Consider the following 663-nt stretch of genomic DNA (forward strand, 5'->3'; position numbering starts at 1 on the left):
CATTAACATTAGAGCCTGAAACAGTAGCTGTAGGAGCTGGTATTTTTGCTACATATACTCGGTCTAGCCTCTGGGGATCTAAATTTCCTGAGTTTTTCGTATAAGTCCAGCCAATGTATCCTGTTGCATTTTCATATATAAATGTTGCCTGACTGCCATACAGCCAGCCATTAGGATCTGGATAGGCATTTGCCATATTATAGTAAAGTGACGATGCTTTTGCTCCAACAGAATAGTATGTTTCTCCACCAGTGCCTTGGTCGCTTCCTCTATAAATAGGCTTGGTATCCGACTTTGTAGTCCAGTACACAGTATATCCTTTTACGCCTGTGCTGTTTATATAGTAAGCTCTTGCACCTGTCGTCTCGTCATGGAAGCACGCTGTTAGAAGGGTCTGGACATCTACTCTTACGCCCTTTTCTTGCTCTTCTGGTAGAGCTGTAGATACTGCAAGCGCTGTGCATACCAAAAGCGCTATCAAGCTCACCACTGCAAATTTCGTCACTACTACTTTATCATTTTCTTTTCTCAAGCTCATTTCCTTCGCTCACCTTTTTCAGTTTTACGGAATGATATGGATTTGGGGGTATTAAATATTTTCGTTAGCATCAGTACTTCCGAAGGTTTACTAAAATATTGTTTCTTTTACCGTTCAGTAATTAG

General features: G+C 40.9%; 1 protein-coding gene. It reads right to left on the reverse strand.

All coding sequences use genetic code 11. The features are described from left to right. A partial coding sequence (locus tag QMD21_07855) for a hypothetical protein (GenBank protein MDI6856677.1) occupies positions 1 to 538 on the reverse strand: 538 nt, incomplete at its 3' end. Between the last annotated feature and the right edge of the window lie 125 nt (positions 539 to 663).

The organism is Candidatus Thermoplasmatota archaeon, assembly GCA_030018475.1.
Classification (GTDB): domain Archaea; phylum Thermoplasmatota; class JASEFT01; order JASEFT01; family JASEFT01; genus JASEFT01.